Below are 21,818 nucleotides of genomic sequence, written 5' to 3'. Positions count from 1 at the left end.
CTGCGGGCACAGCCGCATCGCCATACACCGACACCGCCCGTTTCACGTACACGGGCGGCTTCGGCCGCTCGCCGGCGAGCAGCTCCACCGCACGGCGGCGGATGCTGTTGAGCTCGCGAATCGGCACAATGACGTCGCCATACAGGTCGACGTCAAGTGCCTCCAGCTGGAACAACGTGCCGCCCAGACGGCCAAGCTGCTCATCCAGGATCTCCTGGCTGAGCGGCCGCTTCTGGGCAATCTCCAGTTCCAGCTCTGAATCCACCTGGACCGTGGTGCCTTTCTGCACATCGGTCCACCAAGTCGACAGCGGCTGGCCGGGACGGCCGCTGACACGCACATGTACCGGGAATACCCGGTACGGCTTCTCCGTCTCGAACGACTGACGGAGGCGCTTGTCCAGCGCCGGGTCATTCGTCTTCCAGATGCGGTCGCCAACATGCAGCTTGCGCAGGTCGACGTCGCTGCGGCCGGGAACGATATCGATGATCCAGCCTTCCGCCGCTTCGCCCTCCACCTTCACGCCTTTGCGACGCACGTCGTAGATACGGCCGCCTTCTTCTTTTTTGGTCGGATCGCCCGCATCGAATACGATCCCGTCTCCGCGCTTCACGGGTGCTTCCAGCTTACAAACCACGCCATCGCGCAGAATCTGCTCCACGCGGCCAAGATAAACGCCGCGGCTTTTCGGGAAAGTCCCTTCCACCAGCTTTTTATTATTCGTCCCGTCCAGGAAGCCGTGTGTAAACCCGCGCGAGAAGCTCTGCTGCAGCTCCCGCACCTCTTCCTTGCTCGGTCTGGCGTCCTCCCCGTCAAAGTGACGGTCAATCGCCTTCCTGTACTTGCTCACTACGTTTGCAACATACTCCGGCGTTTTCAGACGGCCTTCGATCTTGAACGACGTAACACCCGCTTCAATCAGCTCCGGCATCAGATCGATGGCAGCCAGATCCTTCGGAGAGAGCAGGTACGCCACGTCGCCCATCGGCTTCTGCTCCCCGTCCACGATCAGGTCATAAGGCAGGCGGCAAGCCTGCGCGCACTCTCCGCGATTGGCTGAACGTCCGCCCCACATCTCGGAGGTCAAACATTGGCCGGAGTAGGACACACACAGCGCACCATGCACGAATACCTCCATCGGCAGTTTCGCCTGTTCACCGATCTTCTGGATCTGCTTCAAGTTATTCTCACGCCCCAGCACCACGCGCTCCATGTTGAACGGCTTCGTGAATTCTACCGCCTCTGGCGAAGTAATCGTCATCTGGGTAGAACCGTGAATCGGAAAATCTGGAGAAATCTCGCGGATCAGCTTCACCAGCCCTAAATCCTGCACGATCACCGCATCCACGCCTGCATCCACGCAAGCATCGATCAGCCCCTTCGCATCTTCGAGCTCATTCTCAAATACGAGAATATTGAACGTCAGAAACCCCTTGACCCCGTAACTGTGCAAGAATGACATAATCTCAGGCAGCTCATCCATCCGAAAATTGTTCGCACGTGCCCGCGCATTAAACTTCTCCACTCCGAAAAAAATCGCGTCCGCTCCGTTCGCCACCGCAGCCCGCATGCAATCCCAGTCACCCGCAGGTGCCAGCAATTCCACGTCTTCTCTTCGCAACGCTATCGTATCCATGTATATCCTCCATAATCCGGTCCGCACCGGTGTGCTATATATCCCTATTCTTCCATTCATTCACGACAGCCATACTCTATTTTCATAGCGTATAACATCCAGCCAACATTCACTATAATCCATTGCATATTCATCAATAGTTTCTCAACTTATCTAGTTTACCAAAAGTACAGGCGCTCTTCTACCTGCTAACTAGATTTCCACCCATTTAATAACTTTGCCATAATTCACACATGATCGCGTCAAAAAAGGTGAACCCCCGGACTACAAGGAGTTCACCTTCGTTATTGAAACTGCTTATTGCCCAAACCCTACTCGGCACCCTCCAGCATAAAATCCATGCTGGCCAAGCGCTTGCCATTCACCACGATATGCAGTCGGTGATCGCCCGAATAGAAACGGCGGGTCGAGATCGGCTTGAAGGATTGTTTCTTCTCCACCTTCCAGCTGCCTGGCGAATACGTTTTGTGAGAGCATTTGTAGCGCTTGGGTGCCAGCTTGCCGCTAGACTTCATATAGTCGATCTCGTAGTCGATCCGCAGCGGAATCGCGTTGCCCGTTTCATTGACCAGATGGAACGAGAACTCCAGATCTTCTCCCAGCGCAATTAACGGACGCTTGATCCGGAGATCGCGCACTTCAAGTCCCTCCAGCTCTTCCAGTTCCTCGTAACCGAAAATAGCCAGTGCCCGGATATCGCCTTTACGCAGCAGCGTCCGCAGCGCATGCCGGACGATCCAGTCGGTCAACGGATGCTTGCCGTACCAATCCGCAGCGATCCCTAGTACCAGATCGGGATGATCCTTGGAGATATCGTTCAGGTGATTGGCGACGCTTTTTCTTACATACAGCGAGCTGTCTTCCTTCAATTGTTCCAGAATCGGCAAGACCGGACGCGGGTCCCGGATCAGTGCAGGCAGCTGGGGTGCCCATGGCAGACGCGGCCTCGCCCCTTCGCTCGCCAATCTCCGCAAATGCTCATCGTCGGTACGAGCCCATACCATCATCTGTTCAAGCATCCATTGCTGGTCCTTCATGATAAAAGGCCTGACCGCAAATTCTGCCGTAGAAGAGTGCGTGAATACCGCCAGGGCTTCCATCGAAGTCTTCAAATCCTCCATGCCGTTCACTTCAACATAATCGGGAAAGAACACGTATTCCACGCCCCGGAAATGGGGCGCTACCTGGGTAAGAATGCGTACCGCTTCCGAATAAGAGGAGGGCAGCGTTGCCGTTAATGCCATGGTGACATGCCGGATACGTTGCTTGAATTCTTCATGTTCCCAAGATTCATTATATATAAGCTCCATAAACCGCTCCGTCTCAAATGCGGGGTATACCTCCTGCATCCGCTCCGTGAGCTGTTGAAATAATTGAGTTGAGTATAGATCTTTCAATGTTTCTCTCATGATTTGGTCTCCCTAAAATTTTTTTTGCATTATGGATACACTTCTGCAGCTAAGCCCCTAAAACCCTGTATCTCGCGATATGGCGGGTCTGCGCCAAAATGTCGGACTTCCGCTCAGGGCTATTGCAGCCTGCCCCTGCCCCTTCCCATTCCTTACCATGTGGTGTAGGATGAAGCCAATACACCAATCACTTTCATGTGATTGGCCCGGACGGTTCCAGTGTACCAAATTTGGGAGGGGCTCTGCCTTAATCCCAGATTAGGATTACATAATTAAAGTAAGTGACAACTACTTTCTCAACCCAAGGAGGGGATTAACCACGCCAAACGATATCTGACAAAACGCACATCAGGAGATGAAGAAGACATGGAAAGTTGGAAAAAGAATTTATGGATATTATGGTTCGGATCATTTATCGTGGCATCCAGTTTCTCAATGGTCATACCATTCCTCCCGCTTTTTCTGATTGAACTCGGCGTAACCAAGCATACGGAAATGTGGTCGGGGCTGCTCTTCAGTTCCGCTTTTTTTGCGGGAGCCTTGTCCTCTCCCTTCTGGGGAGCGGTGGGTGACAAGTACGGACGCAAGCCGATGATCATCCGCGCCGGACTGGTATTGTTCGTCATATATGTGCTCATGGCCTTCGTCACGAACGAGTATCAAGTGCTCATCTTGCGCCTACTGCAAGGGCTACTGTCCGGATTTATCCCCGGAGCCATTGCGATCGTCGGTACGAACACACCGGAGAAAAAAGTAGGCTATGCGCTCTCCATGATGTCTACAGCAACCGCCACTGGCGGTATTATGGGTCCCATGATCGGCGGCACGCTCGCCTCTCTGTTCAGCAACCGGATGGCATTCGGATTAGCAGGGATGCTCTGTTTTGTCGCCACATTACTTGTCATCTTCTGGGTTAAAGAAGAGAAGTTCGTGCCGAGCAAAGAACGCGTCTCCGTCGTGAATACGTTCAAGGTCGCAGGACATAACAAAGCGCTGATGATTGTCCTGATGCTGACCATGCTGACTCAGTTCTCGGTCATGACAATCGAACCCGTATTGCCGCTGTATATCGCGCAAATCGGAGGCTCCACGTCACATACCTCCATGATTGCCGGCTTCGTCTTCTCCATCATCGGGATCGCCAGCATTCTGTTCGCCCCACGATGGGGAAGATTAGCGGATAAAGTCGGTTTCCAGAAAGTACTGCTCATCGGCTTGCTGGCCAGCGGTCTCGGATCATTGGCGCAAATGCTGTTCAGCAACATCTGGGCATTCTCAGCTATCCGCTTCGCCTATGGCGCCTTCTTCTGTGCCGTGTTCCCAGCGCTTAACGGGCTCGTCGTCCGTTACACAGCCAGCGAATTTCGCGGGAGGGCGTTCAGCCTGAACCAGACAGCTAACCAGATTGGCGGTATGGCTGGGCCGCTTGTAGGTGGGCTGATCAGCGGAGTGTTCAACATTCACTCCGTATTCCTCATGACCGGCATACTGATGCTGATTACCACGGTTATTACCTATTGGACGATGCGTTCATCGAAACAGATGTCCTTAAGTGATCAAAGTTCCACCCTATCATAGGCGATATCCGCCAGCAGCTTTTCAAGAGTCTCCCGATCAGGGAGGCTCTTCTTGTTAAGCTAACGATAATTATACATGCATGTGACGGTCTGCTTCATCCCACGGAACGGAATAGCCGCTGCCCTTGGCACAGAAGATCGAGGAGGACGTATACTCCGGATCTGCACTCTTATCGTATCCTGTACGAGCGATGACTTCCGCCTCATTATGACAGCGGTCATATCCGCCGTAAATGAGGGAGAGCGTCCCTCTTCCCTTCGTATAGGCGGCTAACTCCATGCTGTAATCCATCATCGTAGACACTGGAGCATGGCCGCATACGATCACCTTATCGCCTGTCGTTTCCGGTGGATCAAAGTGTGCCTTGGCTTGCGTTAGATCCGACAGCAGCCGTCCCACATACTCCACATCTACTTTTACCCGAAATTGATAATACGGCTCCAGCAACATATTGCCGGTCTTCTCAAGCCCCTGACGCAATGCCCGAAAAGTAGCCTCCCGGAAATCACCTCCATGTGTGTGCTTGTTATGCGCGCGCCCTTTGAGCAAAGTGATTCTCATATCGGTGATAGGGGAGCCCGTTAACAGACCGTGATGCTCTCTTTCCATGACATGCTGAGCCACGAGATGCTGATAGTTCACCGGCAGCACATCAGGATGACAAGCATTCACGAATACAAGCCCGCTATTCCGCTCCGCCGGCTCCAGCCTAATATGTACTTCCGCATAATGTCTCAGCGGTTCAAAATGACCACTACCGACCGTCATCTCCGTAATAGTCTCCTTATACAGGATCTCCGGCTGCTCGAAGTGAATTCGATACCCGAAGCGCTCATGCACGATCCGCTCCAGCACTTCCAGTTGAATAATGCCCATCACATGAATATGAATCGCTTGCAAGGCTTCGTCCCATTGGACTGCGAGCGAAGGATCCTCTGCATCCAGCCATCGAAAGCAGCGCAGCATATCCTTCGGATGAATACCGGCATCATGCTGCACTCTGGATTGCAGGGTGGGCACAAGCTCATATGCGGTTCTTCCGCTCAACGAGCCGAGCCCATCGCCTGCACCTGCCAGGGTGAGACCCGTCACAACGAACAGATCACCTGCTTCTACCTTATCTGTATTCGTCATCCGTCCACCACTTAACAGCCGAATCTGGGTGATCTTCTCCCGCACGACCTCCGATCCATGCATATAACGAACCTCATCGCGCATTCGCAGCGTTCCACCCATCGATTTAATATAGGTCAGACGCGCCCCGTCTTCGTCGTGGCGGATTTTATATACTCTGCCGGCAAATTCAGCGCCGTGATCATAATCAGTCACAATCAATTGATCAAGCTGTTCCAGCATATGGGATATACCGATATTCTGCAGCGCCGATCCGATAAAGCAAGGATGCAGCCGCCCTTCCCTGATCATCGTTATCATCGATGAATGCCATAACTCTGCTTCATACCCCTGTTCCATGTACATCTCCAGCAGCCGCTCATCCCGTTCAGCAACAGCCTCGATTACCTCGGGGCGCATCTTGCCTCCGCTAACGTCGTCCTGTTCATTCAGCAGACAGACATCCTCCGTCAATTCGCTTCGGATCTCTGCCAGCACACGAGCGGGATCAGCGCCGACCCGATCGATTTTGTTGATGAAGAAGAAGGTTGGCACTCCGAATTTGTGCAGCAGCTGCCAGACTGTCTCGGTATGACCCTCAACCCCTTCCACTGCACTGATGACCAAGATGGCTGCATCCATCACCTGTATTGCCCGCTCCATCTCCGGAGAGAAATCGACGTGACCGGGTGTATCGATTAAATAATACGTAGATCCGTTGTACTGCATGGTGGCCTGATCGGCAAAGACGGTGATGCCCCGCTCTTTTTCGATATCATGATTGTCCAGAAAAGCACTCTGGTGATCTACTCGCCCACGCTCAGAGATCGTCTGGGTCATATATAACAACTGCTCTGCCAACGTGGTCTTGCCTGCATCCACGTGAGCGAACATACCTATCGTTTTTTTCATGTCTGCCCTCTTCTACATTTCTATTGGTTTAAGGGGATCGGCTAGCAATACATCCTCTATTTTAACATACCCGCACCGATTGGCTTACTGCCGGCTGTAATCCAACGCCCAATACAAATAGCTGCCCCGCTGCATCCTTATCGGGATACAGCCAGGACAGCTAATGTTCCAAGCAACTTATTCTACCGGTTTAAATGAGTTCAGCGCCCGTTCCAGTGCAGCCTGCTGCATCGGCGTGGCATTCGCGTCGTTCAATTGTGTTCGGATCGTATACGTGATGTCTCCCGACTCGAATATGATCTCGCGTGTGGTAAAGCCAATCCCCTTCTTCACTTGATGTATCTTGAAGGAGACGGCTGGTACACCGGCAAACGTAATATGTTCGATGCCCAGCACCTTGATCGAGTTACCCGAGCCTGAGCTCACCTCGTTGTAATAACGCTTGAGGCTGCTAACGATAAAATCGGCCGCTGTGTCCTTTTGCGCAGAAATTTCGAAATCCCCTCCAGCGAATCCATACACCACGGGCGATAACTCAAATTGATCACTAATCGGCTGCCAATAACGCGGAATATCCACGCCATATTTATAAGCTCTTGAGCTTTTGGATCTCATCTGGGTCTTATCAATCAAGAACTCTTCGCCGCCGATCCGGCCAAACGATGAAGGAACTATCTCATAATCAATCTCAACGGAATCCAGCAGCTTCTGCAGATCTGGAAGCTTCTCTTTCCTGTCATCGGGGATCGCATATTCCAAATAATAGCGGTAACCATTCTTCTGCACCATGACTTCGTATTCCGTGATCCATTGTTTACCGTAGGTATAACGTACTTCTTGCACCTGTCCTTTGACTCCCGATACTTCCACCGAAGTTAGACCCTTGATCTCATAGGAGCCTGCAATAAACGACTCCTCCATCCAACGCTTGAGCTGCTCCGACCAGGCAGAAAGTGTTCCTTCCTTGCCGGTGGGAGCCGACGTTACGGAGACCGATACATACCCCTCTCCTTCACTGCCATAAAGCATGTCGTGGTTGTTCATTTGCCACCCGGCAGGCACGCCCAGCCAAATACCGTACTCTTCGTTTCCGGCTTCCCGCAGACCATCCACAATCGTAGATACATCTTTAACCGATTTGTCTACGCGATTATATGTCGTTTTGAACGAACCCAGCAAGCTCGCGTGCTTATCCATATCTTTGTAATGAGCCGCTTCGAAATCGGCAAAAAATAATTCGTACACCTTATCATTGGCATAATACTGCCTGGATTCCCATAACACGCCATCCCTGTCTCGGGTTATTGCCCTAGCATAAGAGGCGGTGCCGCTCGTGATGGTCTCCTGATGCAGCACGATATCACCGGAATCGCTCATCTCTTTCAACAACTGCTCCAACAGGTCATCCGCGTCAAGTTCAACCAATTGCGTCGAACTATGAACCTCTAGATAATATCGACCGGTTGCGTCATTGAAGGCCGTTCCACTCTCATCGTCCGTCCCATAGCCGACAATCATCCACGAAGGATAGTTAATGCTCCAGCCGTAATAACTGTTACCGACCCTGGTCTTGCCGCTACTGTTGTTGATCACGTCCTGGTCTGGCTTATCCTCTTTATCCTTGACCGTGAGGCTGATCGATAGCTTACCGCTGTCAGAACTTACTGCTGCTCCTATTCCTGTGGCGACTGCTCTAAGCGGTACCATGAGCGTTCCGTTGATCATTGTCGGCTCAGCGGGCAACTGCACTTTCTTCCCATCGATCCAAGCCACGCGGTTATCCAACACGAGCACAATCGTATGCGGGCCCTGCAGAAGCCGAACCCGGTTCTCTCCTTCGAGACGAATCTCGCTGCCAAACGCTTTCTTAAACACGCCAAGCGGTACCATCAGCACGCCTTGTCTAACGATGGGCTTCGCTATCGTGTAGGAAGTGCCATTCACCGAAGCCGTGCTGCTCCCACTCTGGACCGTTAATGTTCGTGTCTCCGCAGGTGTATCCGCCCAGGCCGGAATGGACAGGGTCGTAAACAGCAACAAGCTTGACATCATACCTATTGAGACTTGCCGCAGGCGGTGCGGCCATCTTGATTTATTTTCTCTTAACATTGACAAACTCCCCTTCTCCACCCTCGACTGCCATCGCTCCATCCTGACTCAGTTTCAGTGTCACTTCGATGATATCTCCATCCCGCTGCATCAGCAGCCTAACCTGCTGACCCGGCATGAATGATTTCAACCGCTCATTAATGTCGACCACGGAGTACACCCGCTTGCCGTTAATGGCGTACAGCACATCTTGATCTTCTATGCCGGCCTTACGAGCTTCACCAGATCGTACCTTCGTGACGGTTAATGGATCGTCGGATGGAAGCCCCACAATCGCTGACCAGCTCTCCTCAAGTTCCAACCCTAACGAAGCTCTGCGAACCTCGCCATACTTCAGCAAATGATTCGCTACATAAGAAACCGTCTCCGCAGGAATCGAGAAACCCATGTTCTCAATGCCAACCGCTGCAAATTTCTTGCTGTTGATTCCAATAACCTCGCCCTTGAGATTGACCAGCGGGCCTCCGCTGTTGCCAGGATTGATCGCTGTATCGGTCTGAATCAGCCGATAGGAGCCATCCACGCTCCGATTCAGTCCGCTAACGACACCGACTGAAGCTGAATTCCTCAATGAGAAGGAAATCGGGGTACCGATTGCTACCACCGTTTCACCTACAATCGCCTCTTGTGCAGAGGCAGCGAATTTGGCTGGCTTCAGTGACTTCGCATTGATCTTGACCAGGGCAATATCGCTTTTAGGGTCGCTATGCACCGCCCTGGCTTTGTAGGATTTGCCGTCCGATGTGACAACTGTAATCCCGCTAAGCCCGTCCACCACATGGGCATTGGTGATGATCCAGCCATCTGACTTCCAGATAACGCCCGTGCCATGCGCGAGATTATATCGATCATCCACATCATTCATGCTGCCAGGCGTCACCTTGCCAATAATGCCGACTACCGACGGGGACATGCGGCTAATCACCTGTGGTACTCCAGTCTGTTCATATGTACTCTTACTCTTGGATACTGCATCTGCTGTCACGACATTACCGTCAACAGTCATTACACTACCTGCTATCAAAACGCTCCCTAGCAGTACGGCTATCGATTTCTTATGCCGATTCGTATTCATGTACTCACCTGTTCCTCCCCTGTCCCATCCTTTATCCATCATGCTTCTTCAATCTATCATATTCTTCCAATTTCAACCATTGCTTCTAGTCCTATCTTTCTTGAACTCCCGTTGCGTAACAAGCGCGACCAACACAAAAAGACACCTCACACTGCAGCAGCAGAAGGTGTCTTGTTTGTATGTATGAAATTATGGGGCGCTAATTGTTAATCCAGTTCATCACCATGGCGTAGTCAGAATACAGGAACACAAACAAGCTGACAAGACCGAAAGCGATTGCGAATTTATTTTTTTGGCGGGCCATCAGCAAACGAACCACACCAACAAAGATCAGAATCGTAAACAGGATCATGAAAATATCGAAATGCTTAAACGTCGCGCTTGCATCCGCAGCTGCTGCAATGATCATGGAACGTACCTCCTCTTGAGTATCTATCTCCGGCATTTTTGCATATCTTCTTATATGTTATCCATGTGCCCGTCCAGATGCAAGCCCCATACGCCCATAATTGAAAAAAAGTCATAGAAATTTCTTATTTTCAATCCATTTTGATGCGGTTTGCACTTGGATATCGCCTTGGTTTACTGCTATTCGATGGTACTCATGACAATCAGTCACTTCTGACTTCCATGTCAACTTGGCTCTCCGTGCTGATACGGCTGGGCGGGAACAATCGTCCCGGGTACGGTTATCACCGGCGGCTCGTCATCCAGATCATCACTCGGCTCCGCTACGGAAGGGTCCATTATAGTCAATCGATCCTCCGGCTCTTTCTTGACGTGCAGCACGATTTCGTTGGACCGGTCACTGATCATTTTTAAACCATTTAAAGCTACCACATAGATCGTGTACTTACCGGAGCGGCCAGATAATAAATTTCGATTGGCGATGACATACTCAGGTCTTCCGATAAATTCATCATTCAGTCGATAATGAACTCCGTCTGGACTTATGTAGTATACGTTGTAATGAACATCCACCTGGGAATCGGACCATGTCAAATTTATGGATTCCTCTTCCTCATTTAGGATAGCCTGAAGACTACTTACTTTATGCGGACGGTTTGAAACTTCATTGGAAAAATGACTCTTTCCGGCTGAATTAACAGCTTCCACCACATAAAATGTTTCCTCTGACTGAAAAACATCCGTGATCAGGAATGAACCGGCATTCAGATCATTACCACCATCAAGTAAAATGTAATCTGTTCCGGATTCCAAACTGGAGTAAACGTTATAGGTTTCGCCATACTTCTGCGTCCATGTCAAAAGAATTTCCCCGCTACCGTATCGAAATAACAGATCATCCGGTGCCGATGGAATCGTAATTTCAATTGGTGTCACTACTCCGTGAATAGGACCTTCACGCTGCCCAGGCTCGACCGTATCCGTCTGATCCTGACCCGCCTGCGGCTTGTCTCCTTCAACATGCAATTGCTGCTCATAGGTTCTAAACCACTTAGATATGACGGAGATCGTCTCTTCCGATGTTACAGTAGCTTGGGGCACGAAAGTCTCGATCACATCCGGGAATAATCTTGTCTTCATCGCATATGCCACAGCATCTTTGGCATATTGTGCAGCTTGAGTGATATCTTCTGTCTTCGCATCTTCATCTTGAACCGGATCTATCTCCAGCTTCTTCAGGGCACGATAGAATACTACAGCCATGTCCTGCCTGGTTATGGGTTGTTCTAGTCCAAATCGTCCTTGTCCAACACCTTGAATAAGCCCGGCTTGTACCGCGGTCTCGATTGCAGCAAATGCATAATGACCGGAAGGCACATCCTTGAACGTTTCTGATGCAGGTGTACTCTTGATACCATCCAACTTCAGTACATCGACCAGCATGATCACAAAATCCTGTCTGTTGATCATGGTTTGCGAATCTGACGTCCTTGTCCATTTATCTGCATTAAAGTGGGATTGTGCATACTCGCTATTTGATAGCACAGCGCTGGCATGCGCTGGCGTGGGTGAGCTGATGTATAAAGCACTTGCTGTCACAGCAATCAGAATGGATAGCGTCATTCTCTTCATACAATCCCTCCAACAATCAAAATCACCAAAATCATACCATATATTGGGATGCAAAGGAATTGGAGGAGTTTATAAATTTCTTCTAACAGCCCAAATAGCCTTGGTAATTATACCAAAGCTATTTGGGACTATATTGGCAATGAACCTGCTCTACTGCGCTGCGCCAACCTTCTCCAGCGCTGCAGTCCGCTTCGTATCGCGCTCCAAAATTGGCTTCAAGTACTTGCCTGTGTAGGAGTCCTTCACTTTCACCAGATCCTCGGGAGTTCCAGTCGCAATAATTGTACCGCCTCCACTACCCCCTTCTGGCCCAAGATCGATGAGATAATCGGCGGTCTTGATGACATCCAGGTTATGCTCGATCACAAGAACCGATTCCCCGGAATCTACAAGTCGATGAAGTACAACCAGCAACCGATCGATATCATCCACGTGCAGGCCTGTCGTTGGCTCATCGAGGATATACATCGTCTTGCCCGTGCTGCGACGGTACAGTTCAGATGCCAGTTTCACACGTTGCGCCTCACCACCTGAGAGCGTAGTCGCAGGCTGTCCCAACGTAATATAACCCAGACCCACATCCATCAATGTCTGCATCTTACGATGAATCTTGGGTATATTCTGGAAGAAATCAGTAGCATTCTCTACTGTCATCTCCAGCACCTCGGAGATATTCTTGCCCTTATATTTCACTTCCAGGGTTTCGCGGTTATAACGCTTACCCTTGCACACCTCGCAAGGCACGTAGACGTCCGGCAAGAAATGCATTTCGATCTTGATGATGCCGTCGCCGCGACAAGCCTCACAGCGTCCACCCTTCACGTTAAAGCTGAAGCGTCCCTTCTTGTAACCGCGAATCTTCGCCTCATTCGTCTGAGCGTATATATCACGGATATCATCGAAGACGCCTGTATAGGTCGCAGGGTTGGAACGCGGTGTGCGGCCAATCGGAGATTGATCAATGTCAATCACCTTCTCAATATGCTCAAGCCCCTTCATTTCCCGATATTGACCCGGACGTACTTTGGCTCGGTTCAGATCGCGCGCCAACGTCTTATACAGGATCTCATTAACAAGTGTAGACTTCCCTGATCCAGAAACACCAGTTACAGCCGTAAATACACCGATTGGGATCTTGACATTAATGTTCTTGAGATTATTCTCTCTCGCACCCTTAATCTCCAGCCAGCGACCATTCGTCTTCCGCCGCTTACCCGTAACCGGTATGAATTTGCGACCACTCAAATACTGCCCAGTCAGAGAAGCCGGGTCTTCCATAATCTCCTTCGGTGTTCCTTGGGCGATCACCTGACCACCATGGATGCCAGCTCCTGGCCCAATATCAATAATATAATCCGCCGCCATCATGGTATCTTCGTCATGCTCTACAACAATCAAGGTATTGCCCAAATCACGCATATGCTCCAGTGTTGCGATCAATCTGTCATTATCGCGCTGATGCAATCCGATACTAGGCTCGTCCAAAATGTACAATACCCCCATCAAACTAGAACCAATCTGTGTAGCCAGTCGAATCCGCTGTGCTTCACCACCAGAGAGGGTACCCGCCGAACGGCTTAACGTCAAGTAATCGAGTCCTACATTCACCAGGAATCCTAGTCTGCTGTGAATCTCCTTCAAGATTAGATTAGCGATCTGCTTCTCCTTCTCACTCAGCTCCACGCCATCGAAGAACTTCAGCGAATCCCCGATCGAGAGACTCGTCACATAAGCCATGTTGCGATCATTAATCGTAACGGCCAGGCTCTCCTTACGGAGACGATGACCTTTACATACATCACAAGGCTTACTGCTCATGTAGCCTTCGATGTATTCACGAATGCCATCTGAATTCGTATCCCGATAACGACGCTCCAGGTTCGGAATAATACCTTCAAAGGTTACGTGCGCTTCCTTCCGCTGCCCGAAGTCGTTCTCGTAACGGAAATGCACCTTCTCTTTACCCGTGCCATAGAGCAACTTGTTCATATGTTCCTGGCTGAGAGTGCTCACGGGTTTATCCAACGGAATGTCATAATGCACGCACACGGATTTCAGAAATTGGGGGTAATACGTTGATGTCCCCCCGCTCCACGCAAGAAACGCACCTTCTTCGATGCTCTTGCTCATGTCCGGCACCAACAACTCAGGGTCAACAATCATTTCCACACCCAGCCCATCACAATCCGGGCAAGCGCCAAACGGCGTATTGAACGAGAACATTCTTGGCGTCAGTTCTTCCATACTAAAGCCACAGATCGGACAAGCGAAGTTCGAGCTGAAGCGCAGCTCTTCCTGACCCATAATATCTACCAGCAGCTGACCACCTGACAGGTTCAACGCCGTCTCAATCGAGTCAGCTAGACGCGCCTCAATCTCTTCCTTGACCACGATCCGGTCCACAACAACTTCGATCGTATGCTTCTTGTTCTTCTCCAGCTCGATATTCTCTGATACATCGCGCAATTCACCATCTACGCGCACCCTTACAAAACCCTGCTTCGCAATATCAGTAAACAGACTCTTATGCTCGCCTTTACGTCCCGAGATGACCGGAGCCAGAATTTGCAATCGAGTCTTCTCCGGATACTGCATAATTCGGTCTACCATCTGTTCTACGGTCTGGGAGGTAATCTCAATCCCATGCTCCGGACAATGAGGATGACCGATCCGGGCAAAGAGCAGACGCAAATAATCGTAGATTTCGGTTACGGTTCCGACGGTAGAACGCGGGTTGCGACTGGTTGTCTTCTGATCAATCGAGATTGCAGGTGATAAGCCTTCAATCGAATCTAGGTCCGGCTTCTCCATCTGTCCTAGAAACTGACGGGCATATGCAGACAACGATTCCACGTACCGACGCTGACCCTCGGCATAAATCGTATCAAACGCAAGCGAGGATTTGCCCGAGCCGCTGAGTCCGGTCAGCACGACAAACTTGTCGCGCGGGATCGTAACGTCAATATTCTTCAAATTGTGTGCACGTGCGCCTTTGATCACTATGTTTTCAATTGCCAAACGATATCATCTCCTACTCCAAATGGCATGCATCAGTCATTTATATTTCACAAAGAGAACGACCCAACCGGCCATACTCCTTGATATGAACCTCTTGAATCGTTGGTCTTACTCTGCCTGCAGTTCCAACAAAGCATCGCGAAGCTCGGCTGCACGCTCGAATTGCAGGTTCTTCGCAGCGTCTTTCATCTCGGCTTCCAGACGCTGAATCAGACTTTGGCGATCTTTCTTCGACATCTTCTGTCCTTCGCCCACCAGATAGTCTGATTTGCCTTCGGCGACCTTGGTTGCTTCAATCACGTCGCGTATCTTCTTGCGAATCGTCTGCGGTGTAATCCCATGCTCTTCATTATAATTAATCTGCATACTCCGGCGACGTTCCGTTTCCTTAATGGCCCGATCCATCGAATCGGTTATCTTGTCCCCGTACATAATAACCCTGCCCTCTGAATTTCGGGCAGCCCGGCCAATGGTTTGGATCAGAGAGCGGTCCGAACGGAGGAAACCTTCCTTATCGGCATCCAGTATGGCTACTAGAGAGACTTCTGGTAGATCGAGCCCTTCACGTAGAAGGTTAATACCCACCAGCACGTGGAATGTACCAAGTCGCAGGTCACGCAGAATCTGCATCCGCTCCAGTGTCTTGATATCCGAGTGCATATAACGCACCTTAATTCCAATCTCCTTCAAGTAGTCTGTGAGATCCTCTGACATCTTCTTCGTAAGCGTAGTGACCAGCACTCGCTCGTCTCTTGCCACACGATCATGGATCTCGTTAATCAAATCATCAATCTGCCCTTGCGTTGGGCGAACATCAATAATCGGATCAAGCAGTCCGGTTGGACGTATAATCTGCTCTACCATCGTATCGCAGTGCTCTATTTCGTAAGGACCTGGCGTTGCCGATACATACACGATCTGATTTACCTTGTCCTCGAACTCTTCAAACTTGAGCGGACGATTGTCGAGAGCTGATTCCAGGCGGAAGCATGATCCACGAGTACCGTCTTACGGGCACGGTCACCGTTATACATCGCGCGAATCTGCGGCAAGGTTACATGCGATTCATCGATGACAAACAGCATGTCGTCTGGAAAGTAATCGAGAAGAGTGTAAGGTGTCGCACCTCGTTCCCGGAATGTCAACGGTCCAGAATAATTCTCGATTCCGGAGCAGAACCCAACTTCCTTCATCATCTCGATGTCGTAACGGGTACGCTGTTCCAGACGCTGAGCCTCCAGCAGTTTCCCTTCAGATCGCAGCAGCTCCAAACGCTCTTCCAGTTCCCGCTCAATATTCACAATTGCCACCCGCATCGTCTCCTCGCGGGTAACGAAGTGAGATGCAGAAGATAGCTACGTGTTCACGTTCCCCGATGAGCTCACCGGTCAACACGTCGATCTCCGTAATCCGCTCAATCTCGTCACCGAACAGTTCCACCCGTACGGCATGCTCACCGTTCGAAGCCGGGAAGATCTCCACTACGTCTCCTCGTACACGAAACGTACCGCGGACGAAGTTAATGTCGTTGCGCTGATACTGTATATCGACTAACCGAGACAGAATCTGATTTCGCGGTTTCTCCATCCCCACACGCAGCGAGAGCAGCAATTCGCCATATTCATGCGGAGAACCGAGACCATATATACAGGATACGCTCGCAACGATAATGACATCGCGCCGTTCAAAGAGCGAGCTCGTAGCCGAGTGACGAAGCTTATCGATCTCTTCATTAATACTAGAATCCTTCTCTATATAAGTGTCAGATGACGGTATATAGGCTTCCGGTTGATAATAGTCGTAATAGCTGACGAAATAATCCACAGAATTATTGGGGAAGAACTCCTTGAACTCACTGGCCAGCTGTGCAGCCAACGTCTTGTTATGTGCAATGACGAGTGTCGGACGGTTCACGCGGGCGATGGTCTGCGCAATCGTAAAGGTCTTCCCCGTTCCTGTTGCACCGAGCAGGGTCTGATGTTTCTTGCCTTGGTTTAATCCTTCGACCAACGCATCAATAGCCGAGGGTTGATCACCCTGCGGCTGAAATTCAGACTCAATCTCAAAAGATTTGGTACTGATTACTAAATCGCTCATTGTCCTTCATCACCCTCATAATCTAAAATATAAAACAGGCTAAAAGATATGTCGAAACTTCCCGATGATATACTATTGGGAAATTAGTGGTCTAATGATTAAGGAATAAGAATATCTGTTCCCGTCCCATTATACTCCTTCCCTTTTTTGATGCAAACCATTTGTATTCAATGGCAAAAGATTCATCTATACAAATGATAAGTATATAAGACTACTACCTCAAGGAGATGATACTACATCGTGGATATAACAATCATATTAGGTATAATTGCCGGCTTAGCTGCATTGATCGGTGGTTTCTTATGGGAAGGCGGGCACATCAGCGGTTTGCTGCAGGGGGCTGCTGCCCTCATTGTATTCGGGGGCACCTTCGCCGCTGTGATGATCAGCTTCCCACTGGCCAGACTGCGGACCATTCCCGCTGCGCTAAAGCTGGCCTTCGGCCGCAGCGACCGCTCATCTGACGAACTCATCGATTCTATCGTCGAAATGTCGGTCATCGCTCGCAAAGACGGTGTGCTTGCATTGGAGCGGATCTCGTCGGAACATAGCGACCCTTTTCTTAACGAGGGCATGCAGATGGTGGTAGACGGCTCCGATCCCGAGACCGTTCGTCAAATCCTGGAGCTTGAAATCACGGCAGCCGAGCAAAAGCATGAAGGTTATGCCAAGATCTTCGAATCAGCCGGCGGCTACGCTCCGACGATGGGCATTATCGGTACGGTCATGGGGTTGATCCACGTGCTCGGAAGCCTGCAAAGCCCGACAGACCTTGGCTCGTCCATTGCCGTCGCATTTACAGCTACGTTGTACGGCGTAGTCAGTGCCAATATTATCTTTTTGCCCATTGCATCGAAGATTAAAGCACGTTCTGAAGAAGAAATTGCGAATATGGAGCTGATACTCGAAGGAGTCGTGTCGGTACAGAACGGGGAGCATCCGCTGTTGATTCGCAAAAAGCTGACCTCCTTCGCTTCCGGCGGCAGTGCCAATATCCCGTCTTCGAGGGGGATTGCGCATGAAACAGCCGAATAGAAGGCAACGACTGCGTAGAAATCGTAACCACCAACATGATCAACGTGACCGCTGGATGATTACATACGCCGATCTGATTACGCTGCTTCTCATCTTCTTCGTGGTTATGTATGCCATGAGCCGGCTGGACACCGAAAAGTATGAGTTGGTCACGCATGCGCTTCAATCCACCTTTAAGAGCGGAGACAGTGTGCTGGAGATGGGATCGGGAGTAACAGGGACAGCCGATACGGAAAAGCATAAGAATCCTCCTCCGACCGTCGAGCCGACCGAGCCAGAGACACCCAAGGGAGAAGAGCCATTAAGCCAGCGAGAACTCGCCTTCCGGGCGCAGGAGGAAGAACTCGCCGGGTTCATGGAGGTTATACGTCAATATGTAGCCGACAACCAACTCGAAGAGGATATATTCATTGCGGACGAGCCGCAAGGGATCGCCATTACATTAAGCGACCGGTTTCTGTTTGATGTAGCAGAGCGGATCTTAAACCAGGAGCCGCGCCAGTGCTTAGCAAACTCTCCACCTCTTCGGCGACCTTGATTCCATCATCAGCATTGAAGGTCATACAGATAACGTACCTGTCGGCAGCAACTCCAGTTATAAAGACAATTGGGAGCTCTCCGGCGCGCGCGCAATGTCCGTGCTAAGATTCTTCCTTGAAGTCGGCGATCTCAATCCGGCAGGCTTCCAATATGCGGGTTACGCCGACACGCGTCCAACAGGAGACAATGCCACCATGGAAGGCAGACAAAAGAACCGCCGGGTTGAAATCACGGTCCTGCGGCAATTAAAGGAGTAAGGAACAAACGCTTGAATAGAAAAATGTCGGTGTGGGTCATTATATCCCTGCACCGACATTTTTGGTTTATAATTATTTCTCTTCTAATTAGTCCACACTTTCAGAAGTTACTGCGATTTCTCTTGCCGCTGCCGAACTTCGTTTGTTCCGGATATGAAGTTTATTCGCCAAAAGTGCGAATAAACTCACCGGCTTCAGACCGACTGCTATATCATCTCGCGGGTCCGGTGCCACAATGGCACCAAGCTGATGATGATCACCGTCATAAATGGCTCGCTGCAGAAATTTACTCTCCCCGTCATGATTCTGAACCTCCAACTTGCAGAAGGCCGGGCTCTGCCGCAATGCGCCATGCAACTGCTCCTTATTATGAATCAGGGTACCATTAACCTTCAGTATCGTTTCGCCGGGCAGAATACCGAGCTCGTGAGCAGGACTGTCCGGCAATACCGCCAGTACACGTAAACCGCGCACGGGATGCACGTAGATTGGGCTTCGCTGTTGTTCTTCGTATCGGCTGTACCATACTAAGCCTTCGTGCAGGATCAGTGTAGCCAGCGCAGCTACGATCATCAGCGGCGCCCACCAGTCAGCGAGCAGGCTGAGAGCGAGCACAATGGCTCCGTAGAAAATAAGACGCTTTGATGTAATGTTTGCTTTCTCCTGCGTTAGCATACTCTGCGTCATTTCGCCAAAACCGATGACAACAGGCAGCGCCATCATCATGAACCCTCCGCTCCATGCGTCCCCACCAAAGAACGGTGTCCATGGCAGCGTGCCGCCTCCACTGCTTGCAGGCACCAGAAGAAACAACGGCAGCGGCCAGAAACTCTGCATATGATATCCGCCTACCAGCTTCCCACGCTTGCCCTGTAGAAATAAAGGTGTAGCGAAACCTGCTCCCTGTAACCTGACCAGCAGCGCTTCAGCAAAATGAAGGATTGCAGCCAAAGCCAACAGCGCCGGAATATTTAAACTCAGGATCGTGGAAACCACCGTCTCGGTCCAACCTGTTGGCTGCCAATTCGGAAACCAGCTTAAACCGAACTGGATGATACCTAGCAGGCCGATCGAATAAGCAAAGCATAGATATCGTATATGAAACAACATAAGAATAAGAGATGTCACCCAGATGCATAGAATCGCGCCCAAAGTTAATGTAACGCCCAGAAAAGCAACGATCAGAGACACTCCAATGCCGGCTATCAAGCCGCCAAGAACCGTTCTCCAGGTCTGCATCCCCCAGGAATGCAACTTGACGTGGAACAGCTTACGCTCAAGCAGCACCTGTCTTCGGTATACCAACATGACAAACAAAATCGAAATATAATAAAAGGGCTGTGTCAGCAGTTGTAACCCTGCATCCATACCGTACTTTAGAAATTGTTCCAGTGTTTCCAAGGCAGCCTGCCACACTCCTTCCTACGATAAAAGAAAAAAAGAAGGCTAAATTTCAGCCTTCTTATTTGTTCGACGTCTTTGCTGCGATTTCCTTCTGCACCTCGGCAATTCCACGATTCATTTGGTTATCCTCTTTCGGATCCTGAATCTTCTCGATTAATGCTGCTTCTAGCGCCTCAGCCGTTGCGCTGTCGATGATACCATCCGACTTCAGCTTGTGCTTCGTCTGGAAGTTCTTAATCGCCTTCTCCGTATTACGATCAAAGTAACCGTCGGTGCGACCCGTATCGTAACCAACCGCTTCCAGCATGATCTGCGCGCTCTTCACATCCGTGCTGTTCGCGTCGAATGCGTAGGTCTTCTTCTTATCGATTGGAGCGACCGTAAAGTATCCAGGTTGAGCCACGTTAATGTCCGGCTCGATGCCATCCTCATGAATCCAGGTACCATTAGGTGTCAACCATTTAGCGATGGTAACCTTGATCATGCTTCCATCTCCAAATTGCTTGTCGAAGCTGGTCTGCACCGTACCTTTGCCAAAAGAATGCTCGCCAAGCAGCGTAGCGCCTGCTGACTGCTGCAGCGCACCTGCCAATATCTCTGAGGCGCTTGCACTTCCCTTGTTCAACAGAACGGCAACAGGATAAGGTTTCGCTTGCCCTTTCGACAAATGCTCCTCTCGCTTCTCGTTCTTATCTTCAACCTGAACGATCAGCTCGCCCTTAGGAACGAATTGCTCCGCTATGTCGATGACGACGGATAACACACCGCCCGGATTATTCCGTACATCGATCACTAGCCCCTTCATGCCCTGGCTCTCCAGGCTTTCCAATTCCTGTTTGAACCTCTCGGCCGTATTCACGGAGAACTGTGAAATTTCAATCACGCCAACGCCGTTAGCCTCCATACGTGAGGAAACCGTCTCGAGATCCACCTCATCCCGAACGATGGTAAACTCAATCGGCTTTTCGGAACCTGCACGCTTGACCTGCAATACAGCTTCGGAACCCTTCGGGCCGCGTATTTTGTTAACGGCTATATTCAAATCAAGTCCTTGCAGAGATTCGCCGTTAACGGATAGAATGAGATCCTTCGCTCGAATCCCTGCCTTCTCGGCAGGTGATCCCTTAATCGGGGATACCACAATGACATTGCCATCCTGCGAAGATACCTCTGCACCGATTCCAGTAAAGGAGCCTTCGATGCTCTCTTGGAACTGAGCTGCCGTGTCTTTCGCCATATAGTTGGAATATGGATCTTCCAGGGCATCCATCATCCCGTTGATCGCGCCGTCGATTAACTTCGACCGGTCGATATCCTTGTAATAATTGCTCTCGATCAGATCCAGCACCGTGCCTAATTTCTTAGCCTCGGCCTGTTCCAATCCGTTCTTGTCTCCGATACTGGCTAGCAAACCCTCACCATTGCCAGTCTGGCTGGCAGGCAGCTGGGTTAAAGCCATGCTTATCATAATCCCGCACAACATGGCAGCTATGACCAGAAATACAGCCGTTCGTTTTTTGAGCAAGTACCTCACCGCCTTTGTACGTATCAACTGCTAAACACACACGGGGAATCCCGTCCACCTAGTATATGAT

The 21,818-nt window shown here is 50.5% G+C and carries 12 protein-coding genes and 2 pseudogenes; 3 read left to right on the top strand and 11 right to left on the bottom strand.

Annotation, left to right across the window (positions count from 1 at the left end; all coding sequences use genetic code 11):
• Together JCM10914_RS23730 and JCM10914_RS23725 are read right to left on the bottom strand one after the other, a co-directional pair.
• On the bottom strand, window positions 1-1,636 hold a 1,636-nt coding region (locus JCM10914_RS23730; RefSeq protein WP_036719824.1), incomplete at its 3' end, for a U32 family peptidase.
• Window positions 1,637-1,947: 311 nt separating this feature from the next.
• Window positions 1,948-3,045, bottom strand: coding sequence for a DNA alkylation repair protein (locus JCM10914_RS23725; RefSeq protein WP_023965567.1), 1,098 nt, complete (start codon window positions 3,043-3,045; stop codon window positions 1,948-1,950).
• A gap of 366 nt (window positions 3,046-3,411) precedes the next feature.
• Between JCM10914_RS23725 and JCM10914_RS23720 the strand changes: the two genes are divergently transcribed.
• On the top strand, window positions 3,412-4,623 hold the full coding sequence (locus JCM10914_RS23720; RefSeq protein ID WP_023965564.1) for an MFS transporter: 1,212 nt from the start codon (window positions 3,412-3,414) through the stop codon (window positions 4,621-4,623).
• Window positions 4,624-4,692: 69 nt separating this feature from the next.
• On the opposite strand, the gene JCM10914_RS23715 is transcribed toward JCM10914_RS23720, so the two are convergent.
• The 7 genes and pseudogenes from JCM10914_RS23715 to uvrB all read right to left on the bottom strand — a co-directional run bounded on the left by JCM10914_RS23715 (window position 4,693) and on the right by uvrB (window position 16,987).
• Entirely contained in the window at window positions 4,693-6,648 is a 1,956-nt protein-coding gene (locus tag JCM10914_RS23715) for a translation factor GTPase family protein (RefSeq protein ID WP_023965562.1), read from the bottom strand.
• A gap of 177 nt (window positions 6,649-6,825) precedes the next feature.
• Window positions 6,826-8,757 (bottom strand): copper amine oxidase N-terminal domain-containing protein, encoded by a 1,932-nt coding sequence (locus JCM10914_RS23710; RefSeq protein WP_023965560.1) that lies wholly within the window; start codon window positions 8,755-8,757, stop codon window positions 6,826-6,828.
• Window positions 8,741-9,832: a S1C family serine protease gene (locus tag JCM10914_RS23705; RefSeq protein ID WP_052019905.1), complete on the bottom strand. Its 1,092-nt coding sequence runs from the start codon at window positions 9,830-9,832 to the stop codon at window positions 8,741-8,743. The genes JCM10914_RS23710 and JCM10914_RS23705 overlap by 17 nt, the downstream gene beginning before the upstream one ends.
• A 199-nt stretch (window positions 9,833-10,031) precedes the next feature.
• Window positions 10,032-10,241: a hypothetical protein gene (locus JCM10914_RS23700; protein ID WP_023965556.1), complete on the bottom strand. Its 210-nt coding sequence runs from the start codon at window positions 10,239-10,241 to the stop codon at window positions 10,032-10,034.
• Window positions 10,242-10,465: 224 nt separating this feature from the next.
• Window positions 10,466-11,872 (bottom strand): S-layer homology domain-containing protein, encoded by a 1,407-nt coding sequence (locus tag JCM10914_RS23695; RefSeq protein WP_023965554.1) that lies wholly within the window; start codon window positions 11,870-11,872, stop codon window positions 10,466-10,468.
• A 150-nt stretch (window positions 11,873-12,022) separates the two neighbouring features.
• Window positions 12,023-14,890 (bottom strand): excinuclease ABC subunit UvrA, encoded by a 2,868-nt coding sequence (uvrA, locus tag JCM10914_RS23690; protein ID WP_023965552.1) that lies wholly within the window; start codon window positions 14,888-14,890, stop codon window positions 12,023-12,025.
• A gap of 108 nt (window positions 14,891-14,998) precedes the next feature.
• Window positions 14,999-16,987, bottom strand: a pseudogene (gene uvrB, locus JCM10914_RS23685) (excinuclease ABC subunit UvrB).
• Between the two features lie 240 nt (window positions 16,988-17,227).
• Here uvrB and JCM10914_RS23680 point away from each other — a divergent pair.
• Both JCM10914_RS23680 and JCM10914_RS23675 read left to right on the top strand, forming a co-directional pair.
• Window positions 17,228-18,022: a flagellar motor protein gene (locus JCM10914_RS23680; protein WP_023965543.1), complete on the top strand. Its 795-nt coding sequence runs from the start codon at window positions 17,228-17,230 to the stop codon at window positions 18,020-18,022.
• Window positions 18,006-18,819: pseudogene (locus tag JCM10914_RS23675) on the top strand (flagellar motor protein MotB). The gene JCM10914_RS23680 and the pseudogene JCM10914_RS23675 overlap by 17 nt, the downstream one beginning before the upstream one ends.
• A gap of 87 nt (window positions 18,820-18,906) precedes the next feature.
• Here JCM10914_RS23675 and JCM10914_RS23670 read toward each other — a convergent pair.
• Entirely contained in the window at window positions 18,907-20,220 is a 1,314-nt protein-coding gene (locus JCM10914_RS23670; RefSeq protein ID WP_036719821.1) for a PDZ domain-containing protein, read from the bottom strand.
• 61 nt (window positions 20,221-20,281) lie between these two features.
• Entirely contained in the window at window positions 20,282-21,748 is a 1,467-nt protein-coding gene (locus JCM10914_RS23665; protein WP_023965536.1) for a S41 family peptidase, read from the bottom strand.
• Window positions 21,749-21,818: the final 70 nt, after the last annotated feature.

The organism is Paenibacillus sp. JCM 10914 (assembly GCF_001315105.1).
GTDB lineage: Bacteria > Bacillota > Bacilli > Paenibacillales > Paenibacillaceae > Paenibacillus_AQ.
Note: the sequence above shows the minus strand (reverse complement) of the source record. Positions and strands in the feature narration are given on the sequence as shown.

Coding starts and splice junctions, on each gene's coding strand:
- JCM10914_RS23725 (WP_023965567.1), bottom strand. CDS start 3,045: ATGAGAGAAACATTGAAAGATCTATACTCAACTCAATTATTTCAACAG.
- JCM10914_RS23720 (WP_023965564.1), top strand. CDS start 3,412: ATGGAAAGTTGGAAAAAGAATTTATGGATATTATGGTTCGGATCATTT.
- JCM10914_RS23715 (WP_023965562.1), bottom strand. CDS start 6,648: ATGAAAAAAACGATAGGTATGTTCGCTCACGTGGATGCAGGCAAGACC.
- JCM10914_RS23710 (WP_023965560.1), bottom strand. CDS start 8,757: ATGTTAAGAGAAAATAAATCAAGATGGCCGCACCGCCTGCGGCAAGTC.
- JCM10914_RS23705 (WP_052019905.1), bottom strand. CDS start 9,832: ATGAATACGAATCGGCATAAGAAATCGATAGCCGTACTGCTAGGGAGC.
- JCM10914_RS23700 (WP_023965556.1), bottom strand. CDS start 10,241: ATGATCATTGCAGCAGCTGCGGATGCAAGCGCGACGTTTAAGCATTTC.
- JCM10914_RS23695 (WP_023965554.1), bottom strand. CDS start 11,872: ATGAAGAGAATGACGCTATCCATTCTGATTGCTGTGACAGCAAGTGCT.